Raw genomic sequence first — 17,060 nt, forward strand, 5'->3', positions numbered from 1 at the left:
GAACGAACCGGGGAGGCACGTCAGCGCCTCCCCGGTCCCAGGTCCACCCGTACGGATGACGGGGCGGTCAGCGCTGTCGAACGCCCTCCGCCAGCTCGCCGGCCAGCGCCCGGACGGCGGCGAGGCCCGCGGCCTCGTCGGGGGCGTCCAGCATCCGCTTGACGAAGGCCGAGCCGACGATCACCCCGTCGGCGAAGCCGGCCACCTGCCGGGCGTGCTCGGCGGTGGACACGCCGATGCCCACGCAGACCGGCAGGTCGGTGGTGGCGCGGGTGCGCCTCACCAGGTCCTGGGCCTGCTCGCCGACCGATGCGCGGGTGCCGGTGACCCCCATCAGGGAGGAGGCGTACACGAAGCCCGAGCCCGCCGCCGTGATGGTGGCGAGGCGCGCGTCCTTGCTGCTCGGGGCGACGACGAAGACGGTGGCGAGACCGTGCTTCTCGGCGTGCTCCCTCCACAGTCCGGACTCCTGGACCGGCAGGTCGGGCAGGATGCACCCGGCGCCGCCCGCGTCGGCGAGCTCGGCGGTGAAGCGCTCCACGCCGTAGCGGTCGATCGGGTTCCAGTACGTCATGACGAGGATCGGCGCGCCGGTCGCCTCGTGCGCCTCACGGACCGTGCGCATGATGTCGGCGATCCTCACCCCGCCGCGCAGCGCGATGTCGTCGGCGGTCTGGATGACGGGTCCGTCGAGGACGGGGTCGCTGTGCGGGAGGCCCACCTCGATGACGTCGGCGCCGCCCGCCACGGCGGCCTTGACGGCCGCGATACCGCCGTCGACGGTCGGGAAGCCGCCGGGCAGGTAGGCGATGAGTGCCGCTCGGCCCTCGGACGCCGCCCCGGCCAGCGTCGCTTCGAGTAGCTCTCGGTTGCCGCTCACTTGGTGACCTCTTCCTCTCCGTCGGCCACGTCGGCCTCGACGACCGCGTCGGCACCGTCGTACAGCCCGAAGTACCGCGCCGCGGTGTCCATGTCCTTGTCTCCGCGGCCTGACAGGTTGATCAGGATCAGCCCGTCCTCGCCGAGCTCCCGTCCGACCTCCAGGGCCCCGGCCAGCGCGTGCGCGCTCTCGATGGCCGGGATGATGCCCTCGGTGCGGGAGAGGAGGCGCAGCGCCCGCATGGCGGCGTCGTCGGTCACCGCCCGGTACTCACCGCGGCCGACGTCCTTGAGGTAGGCGTGCTCGGGGCCGATGCCCGGGTAGTCGAGCCCTGCCGAGATCGAGTAGGGCTCGGTGATCTGGCCTTCCTCGTCCTGGAGGACGTAACTGCGTGAGCCGTGCAGGATGCCGGGCTCGCCGGCGGTCAGGGTCGCCGCGTGCTCACCGGTCTCCACCCCGTGTCCGGCGGGTTCGCAGCCGATCAGCCGGACGTCCGCGTCCGGGATGAAGGCGTGGAAGAGGCCGATGGCGTTGGAACCGCCGCCGACGCAGGCGACGGCGGCGTCCGGCAGGCGTCCGGTGCGCTCGAGGATCTGGCGGCGGGCCTCGACCCCGATGACCCGGTGGAAGTCGCGGACCATCGCCGGGAAGGGGTGCGGCCCGGCCACGGTGCCGAAGAGGTAGTGCGTGCGGTCCACGTTGGCGACCCAGTCGCGGAACGCCTCGTTGATGGCGTCCTTGAGGGTCCTGGACCCGGACTTCACCGCGACGACCTCGGCGCCCAGCATCCTCATCCGCGCCACGTTCAGCGCCTGCCGCTCGGTGTCGATCTCACCCATGTAGATGGTGCACTCGAGCCCGAAGAGGGCGCAGGCGGTCGCGGTGGCGACGCCGTGCTGGCCGGCTCCGGTCTCCGCGATGACCCGCGTCTTGCCCATGCGCTTGGTCAGCAGGGCCTGGCCGAGCACGTTGTTGATCTTGTGTGAGCCGGTGTGGTTGAGGTCCTCCCGCTTGAGGAACACGCGGGCACCTCCGGCGTGCTCGGCGAAGCGTGAGACCTCGGTCAGGGCACTGGGCCTGCCCGTGTAGTCGACCATGAGCTGGTTGAGCTCGGCGGCGAAGGCGGGGTCCGCCTTGGCCTTGTCGTATTCGACGGCCACCTCGTCGACGGCGGCGACCAGCGCCTCCGGGATGAACTTGCCACCGAACGCGCCGAAGTAGCCTTCTGCGCTGGGGATCAGACCCTCGGGGTCCGGGATGAAGAAGTCGGACGACATGCGACGTGCTCCTCGAATCGCAACGGATGGTGTCACCGTATGCGTCATGAGCGAGCGCCACACCGGCAGTTGCAAGGTCGGTGCGGTCAGGCGTGCGATTCCCTGGAGAAGGGCGACGGCCGGGGGCTCGCTACGGCGCGGACCCCGTGCGCCATCGCATGCCGTTGACCTGTCCCGGTTCGTCGCCGATCACGTAACGCACCCGCCTGCCGTGCACACGCCGTGCCGGCGCGCGGCAGCCGCGGGGGCGGCAGCCGCGTGCCAGCGGCGCGTGCGGCTGCCGGGCGCTCGCCCCGGCGGGGCGCAGGCCCGGCCGGATGCGGGCGGCGGGACGGTCGGCGGGCACGGGGCGGGTCAGCCCCGTCCGTGCCGGAGTGCGGGGTGGGCCCCGGCGGCGACCAGGTCGGCGACGGCGGCCCGGGGGTCGCGGCCGGTGACCAGCGACTCGCCGACGAGTACCGCGTCCGCGCCGGCGTTGGCGTAGGCGATGAGGTCGTGCGGGCCCCGGACGCCGGACTCGGCGACCTTGACGATGTGGTCGGGGATCTCGGGGGCGACGCGTTCGAAGGTGGAACGGTCGACCTTGAGGTCCTTGAGGTTGCGCGCGTTGACACCGATGATCCTGGCCCCGGCGTCCACGGCGCGCTCCGCCTCCTCCTCGTCGTGCGCCTCGACGATCGGCGTCAGGCCGATCGACTCGGCGCGCTCGATCAGGGAGACGAGGGCCTCCTGGTCGAGGGCGGCGACGATCAGCAGGGCGAGGTCGGCCCCGTAGGCCCGTGCCTCCCACAGCTGGTACGAGGTGACGATGAAGTCCTTGCGCAGGACCGGGATGTCGACCTTGGCGCGGACGGCCTCCAGGTCGGCGAGGGAGCCGCCGAAGCGGCGCTCCTCGGTGAGGACCGAGATGACGGACGCCCCGCCGGCCTCGTAGTCCGCGGCGAGCGCGGCCGGGTCGGCGATGGCGGCAAGGGCGCCCTTGGAGGGGCTGGAGCGCTTGACCTCGCAGATGACGGTCACACCCTCGCCGCGCAGGGCGGCGACTCCGTCCTTGGCCCGGGGGGCGCGCGCGGCGCGTTCCTTGAGCTCGTCGAGGCTGACACGCGCCTGCCGCTCCGCGAGGTCGGCGCGAACGCCGTCGATGATCTCGTCGAGCACACTCACGCGAGCGGCCCCCTTCCGAAGCGGTGATAGGTACAGGATCAGCCATCTCGATGGTATCCGCAGGACGGCTCAGGGCCCGCATCCGGCAGTCCGGCGTCCCACTACCTGGTACTCACGGGGCGAGCGCCGAGCCGAAGGGCAGGTTCCTGACCACGGAGAACACCAGGAACACGGCGCCGACGCCCCACCAGTAGCGGGGCGCAAGACCGATCCGCAGGGGCCGGCCCCGGCTCGCGCGGACCGTCCAGAGCAGCCAGACCACGGCGAGGACGGCGTAGCCGACGACGGCCAGGGCGTTGGCGCCGAAGGCGGCGGCGAGGTCGCCGTGCGCGAAGGCGTGGGCGCTGCGCAGCCCTCCGCAGCCGGGACAGAACACTCCGGTGAAGCGGAGCAGGGGGCAGACCGGGTAGTGGCCGGGTTCGTTGGGGTCGACCGCGGCGACGTAGCCGAAGGCCCCGACGACGGCGGCCATGGCCCCCACCGGAGCGGCGAGCCGCCGGAGCCGGGAGGCGGGTGGGGGCACGGGGGCGGCCGGGTGGCCCGGACCGGGCACGGGGGCCGGGTCGGGGGCGGCGGCTGCGGGAGAGGCTGAGGCGTCCACGCGCCGATTGTCCCCGCTGACGCGGAGAGGCGCAGCCCGGTCCGGGCTGCGCCTCGCGTCGTGTCCGGGTCCGGCGTCCGCCGGTGGACGGGTGCTAGGCCGGGATCTGCGCCCGGGCGGCACGGGCCCTGGCGGCCGCCATCTCGGGCGACTCCTTCGGCATCCCGAGGCCGGCCATCTTCATGGCGAGACCGACGACCCCGCCGAGGATGGCGACAGCGACACCGGCCCAGAAGCCGAGGGTGTTCGCCGCGACCATGAAGAGGCCCGCGATGCAGAAGCCGATGAAGGAGATGATGACACCGGTCCAGGCGGCCGGGGTGTGTCCGTGGCTGCTGCCCGCCATGAGTTGCTCCTTGTTGGTGGTGCGCTGAAGGTGATCGCCGCTGTGAAGGCTCGCTGCCATTGTCCCGCACGTGCCGGTGGACGTGAGGCTGGGGGTCATGCCTCGCGCGTCGGGTCCTCGCCGCGGTCCAGGGCCTTCCACAGTTCCTCGGGCCGGTCGGGGTCCGGTGCGGTGCGCGCGGCCTTGCGGGGGCGGGGGGTGCCGTCGCGTTCGTAGCGTCCCGACATCGCCGGCCAGCGGTTGCCGTAGCGCAGTGCGAGCAGTCCGGCCAGCAGGATGAGCAGCCCGCCGACGGCGGTGACGTAGGGCCAGGCGGTGTGGCCGAGCGCGTGGACGGTGGCCGCGGTGTCGCCCGTCGTCTGCGCGGCCCGCTCGTCCAGGGCGGCGCTGTCGGAGGCCCCGGCACAGGCGCTCAGTGCGGCGCCGAGGCCGCTGAGGGCGAGGAGCCCGGCGACCAGCAGCCGGCCGGCGCCGCGGACCGCGAAGACGGCGACGAGCGCGGCCAGGCCGACGACGGCCAGGGCCGCGGGGACGCCGGTGACGTCCTGGCCGTCGGCGCTGAGCGGCAGGGCGCCGCCGCCGACGGCTGCCTCACCCTCGGCCCAGGTCTGTCCCGAGGCGAGGAGTACGACGGTGGCGCCGGCCGCTCCGAGGAGCAGACCGGCGGCCAGGCTCCGGCGGCTTCCCGCGCTGTCGGGCGCGGAGGCGGCTCGGGCACGGGGCTGGGGTACGGGGACAGCACTCACGTACTCCACTATCCCCTACCGGTTCACTCGGTCCCGAGCCGGTTCGCCGTGTGCACGGCGCGCAGGACCGCGGCGGCCTTGTTGCGGCACTCCGTGTCCTCGGCGGCGGGGTCGGAGTCCGCGACGACGCCCGCGCCGGCCTGGACGTACGCGGTGCCGTCACGGAGCAGGGCGGTCCGGATGGCGATCGCCGTGTCGGAGTCCCCGGCGAAGTCGAGGTAGCCGACGCAGCCCCCGTACAGCCCCCGGCGGGTCGGTTCGAGCTCCTCGATGATCTGCAGGGCGCGGGGCTTGGGCGCGCCGGAGAGGGTGCCCGCGGGGAAGCACGCGGTGAGGACGTCGAAGGCGGTGCGGCCCTCGGCGACGCGCCCGGTGACGGTGGAGACGATGTGCATCACGTGGGAGTACCGCTCGACGGACATGAAGTCCACGACCTCGACGCTGCCGGGGGCGCAGACCCGCCCCAGGTCGTTGCGGCCGAGGTCGACGAGCATCAGGTGCTCGGCGCGCTCCTTCGGGTCGGCGAGGAGCTCGTCGGCGAGCGCCTGGTCCTCCTGAGGTGTGGCACCGCGGTGCCTGGTCCCGGCGATCGGGTGCACCATCGCCCGGCCGTCCTCGACCTTGACGAGCGCCTCGGGGCTGGAGCCGACGACGTCGAACCCGTCGAAGCGGAAGAGGTACATGTACGGGGACGGGTTGGTGGCACGCAGGACCCGGTAGACGTCCAGCGCGCTCGCGGTGCACGGCGTCTCGAAGCGCTGGGAGGGGACGACCTGGAAGGCCTCACCGGCCCTGATGCGCTCCTTGACGTCCTCCACGGCGTCCATGAAGGCCTGGCCGCCCCAGAGGGCGGTGTAGGGCGGGAGCTCGGAGGGCGGCAGGGCGGCGGGGGCGTTCTCCACGGGCCGGGACAGGTCGCGCTCCATGGCGTCGAGCCGGGCGACCGCGTCCGCGTACGCCTCGTCGACCCCGGTGGCCAGGTCGTTGTGGTTGATCGCGTTGGCGATCAGCAGGACCGTGCCGTCCCCGTGGTCGAGCACGGCGAGGTCCGAGGTGAGCAGCATCGTGAGCTCGGGGAGCTTCAGGTCGTCGCCGCCGTGCTCGGTGATCCGCTCCAGCCGGCGTACGACGTCGTAGCCGAGGTAGCCGACCATGCCGCCGGTGAAGGGCGGCAGTCCCTTCCCTTGGTCGCCGACCAGGTCACGCGGGGTGTGCAGGGTCTCCACCGTGGCCCGCAGTGCCTGCAGCGGGTCCCCGTCGAGGGGGACGCCGACGGGCGGGGTACCGAGCCACCGCGCCTGTCCGTCACGGGCGGTCAGGGTGGCGGCGCTGCGTACCCCGATGAAGGAGTAGCGGGACCAGGTCCGGCCGTTCTCCGCGGATTCGAGGAGGAACGTGCCGGTGCGCTCGGCCGCGAGCTTGCGGTAGAGCCCGACCGGGGTGTCACCGTCCGCGAGGAGCCGACGGCTGACAGGGATGACACGCCGCTCGACGGCGAGCTTGCGGAAGGTCTCGAGATCCATGGCCGGTCACCTTATCGGGGCGCGGTGAGCGGAAGGACGTCCTTGTCGAAACAGGTGCGGTCACCGGTGTGGCAGGCGGCTCCCGTCTGGTCGACCTTCACCAGGACGGTGTCCGCGTCGCAGTCGAGCGCGACGGACACGACCCGCTGGGTGTGGCCGGAGGTGTCGCCCTTGACCCAGTACTCCTGGCGGCTGCGGGACCAGTAGGTGCAGCGGCCCGTGGTGAGGGTGCGGTGCAGCGCCTCGTCGTCCATCCAGCCGAGCATGAGCACCTCGCCCGTGTCGTGCTGCTGGGCGATGGCCGGGACGAGTCCGTCGGGGCCGCGCTTGAGGCGGGCGGCGACGGCCGGGTCGAGGTTGCTGGCGGGCGCGGAGCCGGGCGTGCTGGTCATGCGCCCCATTGTGCCGCGCCGTGCGGGGCGTCCGGCCGTGCGTCCACTGGGCGGACCACGGGCGGCGGTCGTACGCTGGCGGGCATGTCGACCCATGCGAAGCGTGAACGTCTTCTGCTCGCCGACCTGTTGGAAGCGGCGGGTCCCGAGGCCCAGACCCTGTGCGACGGCTGGAGGACCCGTGATCTGGCCGCCCACGTCGTGGTGCGTGAGCGCCGTGCGGACGCCGCCGGCGGAATACTGCTGGGCGCTCTGAAGAACCGGCTGGAGCGGGTCCAGGCCGAGTTCGCCGCCAAGCCGTACGAGGAACTGATCCAGCTCATCCGTACGGGCCCGCCCCGTATGTCGCCCTTCGGCCTCAAGCAGCTGGACGAGGCGGCCAACACGGTCGAGTTCTACATCCACGCGGAGGATGTGCGCCGGGCCCAGCCGGACTGGTCCCAGCGGGACCTCGATCCGGTCTTCGCCGACGTGCTGTGGTCGCGCACCGAGAGGACGGCCCGGATGCTCGGCCGCCGGGCCCCGGTGGGTCTGGTGCTGCGGCGCCCGGACGGCCAGACGGCGGTCGCCCACAGGGGCACCCCGGTGGTGACGGTCACCGGGGAGCCGGGTGAACTGCTGCTGTTCGCGGCGGGGCGCCAGGACGCGGCACGGGTGGAGCTGGAAGGCGACAAGGACGCGCTGGCCCGGTTGCACACGGCCGAGCTCGGTCTGTAGCCCCGCGCCGGTCCGCCGGTGTGCCCCGCCGCCCGTACCGGCCGTCAGGCACCGTCACGGGCGCGCGGGGGCAACCGCCGGGGCCGGCGGCGGTGCCGCTCGTCCTGCGCGGCGCCCGGGTCCCGGCCCGACCCCAGCAGCCCGAGGAGGAATCCCGCCGGGATGGAGACCAGGCCGGGGGTCTGGAGCGGGAAGACGTCGAAGTCCCACTCCGGGAAGAGCGCGACGGGGGTGCCGGAGAACGCCGGTGACAGGACCATGAGGACCCCGATCAGCGGGAGTGTCCCGTAGACGGTCCACCGCACCCCGCGGGCGTCGAAACGCGGCCGGAACAGGGCGTAGAGCAGGACGGGCGGCAGGACCGAGGCCGCCGCCGCGAACGACAGGGAGAGGAGCACCTGGGGGTTGCGGTCGTGGGTGTACGCCGAGAGGAGCACCGCGAGCGCCCCGATCCCGACGACGGCCCAGCGGGCGCGCCGGATCTCCCTGCCGGACGCCTTGCCCTCACCCTGCGCGCCCGACTTCACCGTGAAGTCCCGGGCCAGCGAGGAGGCCGCGGCCAGGGTGATCCCGGCGACCGCGGCCAGTGTGGTGGCGAACGCGGCGCAGGCCACGAGTGCGAACAGCGGGCTGTCGCGGGGCCCGGCCGCACCGGGGTCGAGGGCGCTGGTCACCATGAGCAGGGCGGTGCCGCCGGCCGGGTCGGCGGCGTGCAGCAGGTCCCGTCCGATCAGCGCGGAGGCCCCGAGTCCGACGATGACGATGCCCACGCACAGCAGGGCGACGGGGCCCACGGCCCAGATCCCCGCCCGGCGTGCCGTCCAGGCGTCACGGATCGGGTGGAGCCGCATCATGATGTGCGGCATACAGGCGGCGCCGAGCACGAGGGTGGCCTGGAAGCCGATCAGGTCGAGTCCTCCCGCGAGTCCGTGGCCGAACTGGAGCCCGGGGCGCGCGTAGTCGCCTCCCGCCTTGCTGCCCGCCTGCGCGGCGTCGAAGAGGGCGAACGGGGACCAGTCGAAGCGGGCGAGGACGAGGCCCGCGAGCAGGGTGACCGCGCCCAGGACGACGGCCACCTTGAGGATCTGGATGTACCCGGTGCCCCTCATCCCGCCGAACGCCGAGTAGCAGACCATGAGCGCGCCGCTGGCGACGGTGCAGCCGGTGAGGGCGCCTTCGGGCAGACCGAACATGGAGGTCATGACGCGGCCGGCGGTGGTGAGCTGCACGAGCAGCAGTGGGGCCAGCACGACGAGGGTGGCCACGCCGAGCGCACGGCGTACGGAGCCGTCGCCGAGCCGGTCCGCGAGGAAGTCGCCCATGGTGAACACGCCCTGGCGGCGCAGACGTTCCGCGAAGAGGCGCATGACCAGGGCGAGTGAGGCGACCGTCGCCAGGGCGAACAGCAGACCGTCGAAGCCGGCGAGCGCGACGGAGCCGGTGGTGGAGAGCAGCGTGGCCGCGGAGACGTAGTCCCCGGCGATGGCCAGCCCGGCGCCGACGGGGCCGAGGGTGGCGCCGCCCGCGTAGAAGTGTTCCGGGTCGTCCTGGTCGGCCGCGGCGAGCCCGCACAGCAGCAGGGACACGGCGACGAAGCCGAGGAAGATGACCACGGCCAGGGACCGGGCGTCGATCGCGCCGCTCACCGGATTCGCTCCGCCGGTACGGCTCTGTAAGGGGCAGCTGAGGACATGCGCGTCATGGCACCAGCCGGGAGGCGGGTGGCACAGGGGGCGCAGGCAGGGCGCGGCGCCGGTACAGCCCGCCCGGCGCGGGGCTGTGCCGGCGCACAACCGCCGGGCCGGGGCGGCTCGTTCGCGGCCGGCAGGCGCTCCGCGAGCCGCTGGGCGCCCGGACGGGGTCCGGGAGGGACCGGGACCGGCGGCCGCCGCCGCGCCGCCCCCGCGCGGCGGCTGTCCCCGGGGCCCGGCGCCCTCCGCCGGGCCCGCCCCGGTCAGTGCGCCAGCAGCCGCCGCGCCGCCAGCGCCAGGGACACCTCGACCGCGTCCGAGGGCCGCGTCAGACAGCGTCCCGTCAGCTGCTCGAAGCGCCGCAGCCGGTTCAGCACGGTGTTGCGGTGGCAGTAGAGCTTGGCGCCCGCCCGCTGGGCCGAGCCGTCCGAGTCGAGCCATGCGGTCAGGGTCTCGATGATCACGTCCCGGTCCGCCGGGTCGAGCCGGTCCAGCGGGCCGAGGACCCGGTCGGCGAGCGCCGTTCCGAGGCCGGGTGAGGACACGACGAGTGCGGCGGGCAGGTGCTCGTCGAGCAGGACGGTCCCGCCGGACGCCGGGCAGGCCCGCAGCGCCGTCTCGGCGAGTCGCCGCGCGTCGCCCACGGAGGCGAGCCCGGTGACCACGGAGCTGATGCCGACGCGGGTGCCCGGAGGCACCGTCATGCCCTCCGCGAGTGCGGCGAGTCCACCGTCGGACACCGGAGCGGGACCCGGGGCGGGCGCGTCCTCGGCGTCGTCGTCGGACCGTGGTTCCGCCTCGGCCGCCGCCGGGACGGTCCCCAGCGGCAGGACGGCCAGCTCCACGTCCCCCGCCGGGTGCCAGAGCGCGGGCGTGTCCTGGGGCAGGGTCAGCGGCGGGCGCCCGGTGCCGTGCGGGGCGCGGCGGGCCCCGGTGACCGCGAGCACCGCGTACCTGCCCTGCACCGGGAGCCCCAGCATCGCCGCGGCGTCCGGCAGGTCGGCGATCCGGGCGGTGCCGTCCAGCAGGGCCGCCGTCATCAGGCGCTGCTGGTTCTCGCGGCGCCACGAGAGCCGCCGTTCGGCCTGCCGGTACGCCTCGGCCACCACACCGCAGTGCTCGTCGACGAAGTTCCACACGTCGGCGGCGACGTGGACGAGCAGCCGGGTGTCCTCGGGGTGGCGGCGGGCCGTGTCGTCGACGAGGTCCTGCCAGACCATGGCGCCGCCCATCCGGAAGGCGTGCATGACCGCGTCGAGCGGTACGCCCTGCTCGGCCCGGCTCTCGCCGATCCACCGGGAGGTGCGGTGGGCGGCCTCCCGGAACTCCCGGGGCTGGATGAGCGAGGCGACGTTGTGCCGCAGCGAGTGGTGGACCTCCTGCCAGATCTCGGACGGCTCGGTCTCCATCGCGGCGCGGTAGGCGGGCTCCTGCTCCCGCAGCGCCTCCACCAGCCGGTCCGTGAGCTCCGGCAGCGCGTCCAGGAGCGCACGGGCCGCCCGGTGGAGCACCGCTACGGCCTCCCGGTCGGCCAGGGAGCGGGCGCGGTGCGGCAACGGTGTGACGGGGGGCGGTCCGTGCAGCGCCCTGATCCGTGAACGTACGACCTGTGGCATGGCGGCCTCCACCGGGAATCGGCCGGCTGCGGTGCGGCCGGCCCCGGTGCGCGCCCTGCCCGGATTGGGCGGGCGCACACCGATCGATCCTGACGACCGCAGAATGGCATACCGCCCGGTCGGTACCTAGAGGTCTGCGCGGTTCTTCTCATCACGGTCCTGCAACCCCGCGCCGCCCCCGCGGTCCAGCAGCCTCGCCAGCTCGGTCCTCGACCGGACGCCGAGCGCGGCGAAGACGTTGCGGAGATGGTGGTCGACGGTCCTCGGGCTCACCGAGAGCCGCACCGCGACCTCACGGTTGGTGGCCCCCTCCGCCACGCAGCGGGCGATCCTCTGCTGCTGCGGGGTGAGTCCGGCCAGGGGGCCTGGGCCGCTCTGGTCCGGCACGTCCACCGCCTCCCCGGCGGCCCGCAGCTCGCCCCCCGCGCGTTCGGCCCAGACACGGGCGGAGCAGCGTTCGAACGCCACCAGGGCGTCCCGCAGCGGGCCGCGGGCCTCGCGGGTGCGGCGCAGCCGGCGCAGCAGCTGGCCGTGGAGCAGCTGGGTACGGGCGCGCTCGAAGTCACCACCCGCACGGTCGTGGTGGACGAGCGCCTCCTCGTACCGGGCGGCGGCCTCCTCGGGCGGTGCCAGCAGGGCGCGGCAGCGGGCCAGCTGGGCGGGGACCTGGGGGTCGGTCGTCCGGGCGGTCCACAGGGCGAACTCCTCGACCGCCGTCGCGAGTTCGCCGGCACCTTCGTCCGCGCGGCCGGAGAGCGCCATCGCCTCGACGTAGCACGGCACGGCCAGCATCCGGGTGGCGAAGTGTCCCGTGCCGGGACCCGGCCTGACGAGCGGACGGAGCCGGGCCGCCGCCTCGCCGGGCCGGCCGGCCGCCAGGTCCGCACGGGCGACCGCCCAGGTGGCGAGCATGGCGGCCTGGGCGAGGCCGTGCGGTCCCGCCCCGGTCAGTGCCGCGTCGGCGTGGGCGGCGCACGCCTCCGCGGGGCCCTCCACCGAGGCCGCGAGCGCGAGCACGGCGTGCAGATGGGTGGCGGAGTTCTGCTGCCCGGTACGCCGGGCGGCGTGCAGCCCCTCCAGTGCGTGGGCCCGGGCCCTGGCGTGCTGTCCGGCGCGCAGTTCCGCGTAGGCGAGCTGTTCCAGGGCGTGCGGCAGCAGGGCTTCGGGGCCCCGGGTGCGTACGACGGCGAGGGCGCGGGCCCCTGCCCGGCAGGCCGCGTCGACCTCGCCGAGGACCAGGGCCGAGGCTCCCGCCCGCAGGAGTTCGCCGGCGTCCTCGGCCCGGTCGGCACAGTCCAGGCAGCACCGCAGGAGGGCGTGGCCCCGGTCGGAGTGGCCGGCGAGCACGGCGCACATGCCGGCGCGGTACTGCGCCATGGACCGGTCGGCGGCCTCGACGGGAACGCGGTTCATGGCGTCCAGGTACGCGATGGCGTCGCCCATGTCCCATGCCGCCTCGGCGGCGCCGAAGAGGGCGTCGAGGGTGCGGCCCGGATCGTGGGGGGCGAGCAGCTCCGCCGCCGTGAGGAGCGCCTCCCGGGCGTCGGCGGCCGGACCGTCCCGCAGGGCGAGCATGCCGCGCACGTAGGGCGCGGCGCCTCCCGCGAGATGCGGGCCGACGCGGGCCAGCATGGCGCGGGCCCTGCCGGTGTCGCCGGCCAGCCGGGCCTGTTCGGCGGCCTCGGTGAACCGTGCGGCGCGCTGGGCCTCGTCGGCGGAGAGGGCGGCGGCCCGGGCCAGTGCGGCCGACCGTTCCCCGTGCGGGCGCGGCGCCACCGCCGCCGCCTCCAGCCGCCCGGCGAGGGCCGCGTCCGGGCCGGATGCCGCGCACGCCTGCTGGACGAGCGCGGGCAGCGGGGCCGGGCCGGAGCCGCTGAGCAGTCCGGCGAGGAGCTCGTGCACGGCCCGGCGGCGGCCCGGGGGCGCCCGGTGCAGGACCGCGCGGCGCAGCAGCGGGTGGCTGAAGTGCACGCGGCTGCCGGCTCGCTGGAGGGCCCCGGCGGTGCCCGCGGGCGCGAAGAGCACCCGGTCGAGGTGTGCGGTGGCGAGCCCGGCACGGGCGCCGGCCCGCAGGAGCAGGGCCGCGTCGGCACCGGCCCCGTCCGGCTCGTGTTCCTCCGCGGCCGCGGCCAGCAGGAGCAGGGTGTGGGTGTCGGGGGACAGACCGTCCAGATGCCCGGCGTGGGCGTCGAGGACGCTCTCGGCCCCCGGGAGCGGGTACGGCAGCGCGATGCGCCCGGCCAGCTGTCCCGGGGTGAGGCGGCCGGCCAGCCCGGCCAGCAGCCGCGGGTTTCCGGCCGCCTCGCGCAGCAGTTCGCTGCGCACGACGGGGTCGACGTCGGCGGTGCCTTCCGTGAGCCGGTCCAGGAGCGCGGTCGCCGCGTCGTCGTCGAGCGGGCCGAGGCGCAGGGCGGGCAGACCGGCGAAGGCGGTCTCGTCGGCCGCGCCGATCACCACCGCGACCCGGCTGCCCGCGCCGAGTCTGCGGGCGGCGAAGCCGAGCGCGGCGCGGGAGTCGGGGTCCCAGGCGTGCGCGTCGTCCACGCAGACCAGCAGGGGCTGTTCGGCCCCCAGGCCGCGCAGCAGGCCGAGCAGTGCGTCCGGGGTGATCCCGGAGCGCAGGATCGCGTCGGGGGCGACGGGCAGCGGGCCGTGGGCGGAGCAGAGGAGGGCGTGCAGCCCGCTGAAGCGCAGTCGCTGTTCGGTGGGGGCCGCGGCGGCGAACAGCACCGGTCCGCCGTACCCTCCGAGGTAGTGGGCGGCGGCCTGCCGCACCAGGGCGGTGCGGCCGAGGCCGGGTGGCGAGGTCAGCACGAGCGCTCCGCCGTCCCCTGCCCGCAGCCGCGCCAACAAGGTTTCCATGATGGCCAGTTCACCGCTGCGGCCGTACAGCCGGAGCGGACTGTGCACGGTCGTCGATGGGGTCACGCTCTCACGTTACTTCCGCGTAAACAGCGTCGGAAGATGCGCGTCCGCTCCCTGTTCCCGGCCGGCGCCGAGCGGTGCGGGCTCCCAACGCGAGGGCGCCCGCGCTGTGCGAGGGCACAGTCCCGGCCCGTTCCGCGGCGGCCGCCCGTAACGTCGGTGGATGACTCATGAATTGCGTACACACGACGGTTTGACCCTGCGTTACTGGTCGTGGTCGAGGGACCCGGACGGCACCCTGCCCCCGGTCGTGCTGCTGCACGGCTTCGCCGCGCACGCCCGGTTGAACTGGGAGGGCCCCGGTGTCGTCGAGGCGCTGGTGGCAGGGGGCCGGCGGGTGTACGCGCTGGACGCGCGCGGTCACGGCGAGTCCGACCGGCCGCATGACGACACCCACTACGGCGAGTCGCTGATGGCCCGTGACGTGTGTCTGCTCGTCGACCGTCTCGGCGCGGACCACGTCCACGTCGCGGGTTATTCCATGGGTGCCGTGGTCGCGCTCCTGGCCGCGGCGCAGGACACCCGGATCAGGCGCCTGGTGGTGGGCGGGATAGGCGCCGGCGCGGTGGAGGTGGGAGGCCTGGACACCCGGGCGATGCCACCGGAGCTGGTCTCGGCCGCGCTGACGGCCGACGACGCGGCGGACGTGCCCGAGCGGGCCCGGGGATTCAGACTGCTGGCCGAGGCCTCCGGCGCCGACCGTCACGCCCTGGCCGCGCAGATCCGGGCGGTGCACCGGGACGCACTGCCGCTGGACCGGATCACCGTACCCACGATGGTGCTGGCCGGCGAGAGCGATCCCCTGGCCGTGCGGCCCCGCGTCCTGGCCGACGCGATCACGGGCGCGGAGCTGGTGGTGGTGCCCGGGGACCACCTGACGGCCGTGCGCGACCCGGGCTTCGCCGGGTCCCTCACCCGGTTCCTGGCCGAGGGTTGAACGGCCCGGGCAGCACGGAGGGGCCGGACCGCGGTACGCGCGGTCCGGCCCCGGTCGCCCCCCGGATCAGTGCGGGCAGTTGCCCCGGTACTCCGCGATCGTCAGGCTCGCCGACGGGATCGGGCAGAGGAACTGCTCGTAGCGGGTGTCGTTGTCGATGAAGCGCTTCAGCCACGAGATGCTGTACTTCGCGATCGTCGTGTTCGACGTGTTCGGAGTGAAGTGCGACGCACCCCGCAGCTCCAGGTACGCCTTGTCCAGCGAGCTCGGCAGCGAGTTGTAGAACGGCTCCGAGTGCGAGGCGACGGAGGCGACCGTGTCACCGTCCGCGCCGACGATCAGCGTGGGCGTCCTCACCTCCGGCCACGTCTTGTCGAGGTTCCAGCCGGTCAGCGGGATCGCCGCCTTCAGCGAGGGACGGTCCTTGGCGGCCTCGAGCGTGCCGCCGCCACCCATGGAGTGGCCCATCACACCGAGGCGGGAGGAGTCGACCCGGCTCCGCACCGAGCTGTCCTCGGTGAGGTAGTCCAGCGCGGCCAGCAACTGGTCACCACGGCTGGCCGGCTGGTCCAGCGTGGTGTTGGTGTCGATGGTGAACACCACGAAACCCTGCGAGGCCAGACGCGGCCCCAGCCAGGCGATGCTCGACTCGTAGGCGGTGAAGCCGGGCGAGATCACGACCGCGCCGAACGTCCCGTCCGAGGTGGACGTCGGGTAGTAGATCGTCCCGCCGCCGAAGCCTCTGACGAGCAGCGAGGACACGGACGTCTGGGACGTCGCGTACGAGCCGCGGCTCGCCTCGATGCTCGAGTTGCTCGGCGCAGGGCCACGCTCGTACGGATTGTCGGCGGCCTGGGCTCCGCCGGGGACGAGCGCGGTGAGCAGACCGGCGGTCGCCACCGCGGCGGCCAGGGCGCCCTTGAAGGTACGGGAGCGGCTCTTCGGCATCCGGTCGCGGCGCGGGGAGATGTCGCCGGAGGGGAGGTGCTGCTGCACGGGGGTTCCTCTCGGTTGTGGCGGAACGGCACCGCGGCAGCCGGCGGCCCCGTCGTCCGGGGGCCTTCGGGGGGTGCACCGCGTCGGTTGCGCCGTCGTTCGTTGCCTGCCGTCACTTTCGCGGTGCTCCCCCCGTGCGGGCATCGGCGAGATCGCCGGTCTTCGCTCCGGAACCACGACCGGTCCGGGGCCGGCCGGTCCACGTCAGCCCGAGGGGCCGGACCGAGGCAGCACGAAGGGCCGGACCGCGTGCACGCGGTCCGGCCCCTGGTCCTGTCGGTCAGGAGGTGTGCGGGCAGTTGCCCCGGTACTCCGCGATCGTCAGGCTCGCCGACGGGATCGGGCAGAGGAACTGCTCGTAGCGGGTGTCGTTGTCGATGAAGCGCTTCAGCCACGAGATGCTGTACTTCGCGATCATCGTGTTCGACGTGTTCGGAGTGAAGTGCGACGCGCCCCGCAGCTCCAGGTACGCCTTGTCCAGCGAGCTCGGCAGCGAGTTGTAGAACGGCTCCGAGTGCGAGGTGACGGAGGCGACCGTGTCACCGTCCGCGCCGACGACCAGGGTGGGGGTCTTGACCTCGGGCCAGGACTTGTCGAGGTTCCAGCCGGTCAGCGGGATCGCCGCCTGCAACGACGGCCGGTCCTTGGCGGCTTCGAGCGTGCCGCCGCCACCCATGGAGTGGCCCATCACGCCGAGGCGGGAGGAGTCGATCCGGTTGCGGACCGAGCTGTCCTCGGTGAGGTAGTCCAGCGCGGCCAGCAACTGGTCGCCACGGCTGGCCGGCTGGTCCGACGTGGTGTTGGTGTCGATGGTGAACACCACGAAACCCTGCGAGGCCAGACGCGGCCCCAGCCAGGCGATGCTCGACTGGTAGGCGGTGAAGCCGGGCGAGATGGCGACCGCGCCGAACGTCCCGTCCGAGGTGGACGTCGGGTAGTAGATCGTCCCGCCGCCGAAGCCACGGACACTCAGTGAGGAGACAGTCGTCTGGGACGTCGCGTACGAGCCACGGCTCGCCTCGATGCTCGAGTTGCTCGGCGCAGGGCCGCGCTCGTACGGATTCTCGGCGGCCTGGGCGCCCGGTATCAGCGCGGTGACGAGGCCGGCCGTCGCGGCGGCCGCGGCGACGGCGAGCTTGAGACCGCGGGAACGGCTCTTCGACATCCGGTGGCGGGGGGAGGTGTCGCCGGAGGGGAGGTGCTGCTGCACGAGGGGGGATCCTCTCGGTTGTGCCACACCACACCGCGG

16 protein-coding genes are annotated in these 17,060 nt (G+C 74.2%); 2 read left to right on the top strand and 14 right to left on the bottom strand.

Annotated features, from left to right (window positions below; translation table 11 throughout):
• Positions 1 to 67: 67 nt before the first annotated feature.
• The 9 genes from trpA to hisI form a co-directional block, all read right to left on the bottom strand.
• Positions 68 to 880 carry a tryptophan synthase subunit alpha gene (trpA, locus tag ACHFIV_RS22955; RefSeq protein WP_398972144.1) on the bottom strand — a complete coding sequence of 271 codons (813 nt, stop codon included), beginning with the start codon at positions 878 to 880 and terminating at the stop codon, positions 68 to 70.
• Positions 877 to 2,157: a tryptophan synthase subunit beta gene (gene trpB, locus ACHFIV_RS22960; RefSeq protein WP_398972146.1), complete on the bottom strand. Its 1,281-nt coding sequence runs from the start codon at positions 2,155 to 2,157 to the stop codon at positions 877 to 879. Before trpB ends, trpA begins: the two co-directional genes overlap by 4 nt.
• 130 nt (positions 2,158 to 2,287) lie before the next feature.
• Positions 2,288 to 2,464: a tryptophan biosynthesis modulator TrpM gene (gene trpM / locus ACHFIV_RS22965; RefSeq protein ID WP_398972562.1), complete on the bottom strand. Its 177-nt coding sequence runs from the start codon at positions 2,462 to 2,464 to the stop codon at positions 2,288 to 2,290.
• Between the two features lie 47 nt (positions 2,465 to 2,511).
• On the bottom strand, positions 2,512 to 3,321 hold the full coding sequence (trpC, locus tag ACHFIV_RS22970) for an indole-3-glycerol phosphate synthase TrpC (protein ID WP_398972149.1): 810 nt from the start codon (positions 3,319 to 3,321) through the stop codon (positions 2,512 to 2,514).
• A gap of 112 nt (positions 3,322 to 3,433) precedes the next feature.
• On the bottom strand, positions 3,434 to 3,922 hold the full coding sequence (locus ACHFIV_RS22975) for a DUF2752 domain-containing protein (protein WP_398972152.1): 489 nt from the start codon (positions 3,920 to 3,922) through the stop codon (positions 3,434 to 3,436).
• 94 nt (positions 3,923 to 4,016) lie between these two features.
• Positions 4,017 to 4,268, bottom strand: a complete 252-nt coding sequence (locus ACHFIV_RS22980) for an HGxxPAAW family protein (protein ID WP_398972154.1) — start codon at positions 4,266 to 4,268, stop codon at positions 4,017 to 4,019.
• 95 nt (positions 4,269 to 4,363) lie between these two features.
• Positions 4,364 to 5,023 carry a TIGR02234 family membrane protein gene (locus ACHFIV_RS22985; protein ID WP_398972157.1) on the bottom strand — a complete coding sequence of 220 codons (660 nt, stop codon included), beginning with the start codon at positions 5,021 to 5,023 and terminating at the stop codon, positions 4,364 to 4,366.
• A gap of 14 nt (positions 5,024 to 5,037) precedes the next feature.
• Entirely contained in the window at positions 5,038 to 6,537 is a 1,500-nt protein-coding gene (locus tag ACHFIV_RS22990; protein WP_398972160.1) for an anthranilate synthase component I, read from the bottom strand.
• Positions 6,538 to 6,548: 11 nt separating this feature from the next.
• Positions 6,549 to 6,929 (bottom strand): phosphoribosyl-AMP cyclohydrolase, encoded by a 381-nt coding sequence (gene hisI / locus ACHFIV_RS22995; protein ID WP_398972161.1) that lies wholly within the window; start codon positions 6,927 to 6,929, stop codon positions 6,549 to 6,551.
• A gap of 84 nt (positions 6,930 to 7,013) precedes the next feature.
• Between hisI and ACHFIV_RS23000 the strand changes: the two genes are divergently transcribed.
• Entirely contained in the window at positions 7,014 to 7,646 is a 633-nt protein-coding gene (locus ACHFIV_RS23000) for a TIGR03085 family metal-binding protein (protein WP_398972164.1), read from the top strand.
• 44 nt (positions 7,647 to 7,690) lie between these two features.
• Here ACHFIV_RS23000 and ACHFIV_RS23005 read toward each other — a convergent pair whose 3' ends face one another.
• The 3 genes from ACHFIV_RS23005 to ACHFIV_RS23015 form a co-directional block, all read right to left on the bottom strand.
• Positions 7,691 to 9,292 (bottom strand): cation acetate symporter, encoded by a 1,602-nt coding sequence (locus ACHFIV_RS23005; RefSeq protein WP_398972167.1) that lies wholly within the window; start codon positions 9,290 to 9,292, stop codon positions 7,691 to 7,693.
• Between the two features lie 308 nt (positions 9,293 to 9,600).
• Positions 9,601 to 10,953, bottom strand: coding sequence for a PucR family transcriptional regulator (locus tag ACHFIV_RS23010; protein WP_398972170.1), 1,353 nt, complete (start codon positions 10,951 to 10,953; stop codon positions 9,601 to 9,603).
• A gap of 126 nt (positions 10,954 to 11,079) precedes the next feature.
• Entirely contained in the window at positions 11,080 to 13,881 is a 2,802-nt protein-coding gene (locus ACHFIV_RS23015; protein ID WP_398972172.1) for a helix-turn-helix transcriptional regulator, read from the bottom strand.
• 160 nt (positions 13,882 to 14,041) lie between these two features.
• Between ACHFIV_RS23015 and ACHFIV_RS23020 the strand changes: the two genes are divergently transcribed.
• The gene (locus tag ACHFIV_RS23020) at positions 14,042 to 14,815 is read left to right on the top strand and encodes an alpha/beta fold hydrolase (RefSeq protein WP_398972175.1); all 774 of its coding nucleotides are present in this window, start codon (positions 14,042 to 14,044) and stop codon (positions 14,813 to 14,815) included.
• Positions 14,816 to 14,881: 66 nt separating this feature from the next.
• Here ACHFIV_RS23020 and bdeA (ACHFIV_RS23025) read toward each other — a convergent pair whose 3' ends face one another.
• Both bdeA (ACHFIV_RS23025) and bdeA (ACHFIV_RS23030) read right to left on the bottom strand, forming a co-directional pair.
• Complete coding sequence (gene bdeA / locus ACHFIV_RS23025) at positions 14,882 to 15,811, bottom strand: bis(hydroxyethyl) terephthalate hydrolase (protein ID WP_398972178.1); 930 nt, start codon at positions 15,809 to 15,811, stop codon at positions 14,882 to 14,884.
• A 280-nt stretch (positions 15,812 to 16,091) separates the two neighbouring features.
• Positions 16,092 to 17,021 carry a bis(hydroxyethyl) terephthalate hydrolase gene (bdeA, locus tag ACHFIV_RS23030; protein WP_398972181.1) on the bottom strand — a complete coding sequence of 310 codons (930 nt, stop codon included), beginning with the start codon at positions 17,019 to 17,021 and terminating at the stop codon, positions 16,092 to 16,094.
• Positions 17,022 to 17,060 lie beyond the last annotated feature (39 nt).

The organism is Streptomyces sp. ALB3 (genome assembly GCF_044385685.1).
Classification (GTDB): Bacteria; Actinomycetota; Actinomycetes; order Streptomycetales; family Streptomycetaceae; genus Streptomyces.

Bases quoted from the DNA above. Each gene is read 5' to 3' on its own strand.
- ACHFIV_RS23020 (WP_398972175.1), top strand. From the start codon at position 14,042: ATGACTCATGAATTGCGTACACACGACGGTTTGACCCTGCGTTACTGG.
- trpB (WP_398972146.1), bottom strand. From the start codon at position 2,157: ATGTCGTCCGACTTCTTCATCCCGGACCCCGAGGGTCTGATCCCCAGC.
- ACHFIV_RS22980 (WP_398972154.1), bottom strand. From the start codon at position 4,268: ATGGCGGGCAGCAGCCACGGACACACCCCGGCCGCCTGGACCGGTGTC.
- ACHFIV_RS23000 (WP_398972164.1), top strand. From the start codon at position 7,014: ATGTCGACCCATGCGAAGCGTGAACGTCTTCTGCTCGCCGACCTGTTG.
- ACHFIV_RS23010 (WP_398972170.1), bottom strand. From the start codon at position 10,953: ATGCCACAGGTCGTACGTTCACGGATCAGGGCGCTGCACGGACCGCCC.
- hisI (WP_398972161.1), bottom strand. From the start codon at position 6,929: ATGACCAGCACGCCCGGCTCCGCGCCCGCCAGCAACCTCGACCCGGCC.
- ACHFIV_RS22990 (WP_398972160.1), bottom strand. From the start codon at position 6,537: ATGGATCTCGAGACCTTCCGCAAGCTCGCCGTCGAGCGGCGTGTCATC.